Source organism: Bacillus cereus group sp. MYBK227-1 (assembly GCF_051916325.1).
Classification (GTDB): domain Bacteria; phylum Bacillota; class Bacilli; order Bacillales; family Bacillaceae_G; genus Bacillus_A; species Bacillus_A cereus.
Window position 1 is genome coordinate 1 of the sequence record NZ_JBQAGK010000030.1, and the last position, 770, is coordinate 770.

The window sequence follows — 770 nt, forward strand, 5'->3', positions numbered from 1 at the left end:
TTATTTATGACTCTATTACTCTTATTTTCGTTTGCTACGGCTTCTTTTGCCGATAGAGTACTAATTATCCAAGACTTACCGAAACAAGCATATCGCTACGGTGTGGGCGCTTATGAGGGCGTTGTGGCACATAGTACAGCAACACCAGAAGCACCAGCTATTAACATTCGAAATTATGAAGCTAGAACATGGAGAAATGCATTTGTACATTATGCTGTAGATTGGAACGAAACAGTCCAAATTTCTGATACAAAATATGTGGCTTACGGTGCTGGACCATCTGCAAATAAAAGATTTGTTCACGTAGAACTTTCTGAAACTAGCAACCCAGATAAATTTAAATCTTCTTACGAGCGTTATGTAAAACTATTAGCTAAGATTTTAAAAGATAGAGGAATTCATCCAAGCAAAGGTTTATGGACACATAAAGATATTACTTACAAATTAGGTGGAACTGACCACGAAGATCCGATTGATTACCTTCGCAGTCATGGTGTATCAGAATCACAATTCAGAGCGGACGTACAAAAGGCGTATGAAGGCGCAACAGTTACAGTTAAACCAAAACCACAAGAACCATCTCAAAACATTGTAGGAGAAACAGGAGTAGCTTATATTGAAGGATTTAACGTCAACCTAAGAAGTGGACCATCAACAAATTATGGTGTTATCCGTCAATTAAATAAAGGAGAAGCATATCAAGTATGGGGAAAACAAGGTGATTGGTTAAATCTTGGCGGTAACCAATGGATTTATAACAACCCATCTTA

1 protein-coding gene is annotated in these 770 nt (G+C 37.5%); it reads left to right on the forward strand.

Annotated elements, in window-relative coordinates; genetic code table 11:
• The coding region (locus tag ACTFRM_RS31190; RefSeq protein WP_440043884.1) for an N-acetylmuramoyl-L-alanine amidase at positions 1–770 on the forward strand (770 nt) is incomplete at both ends.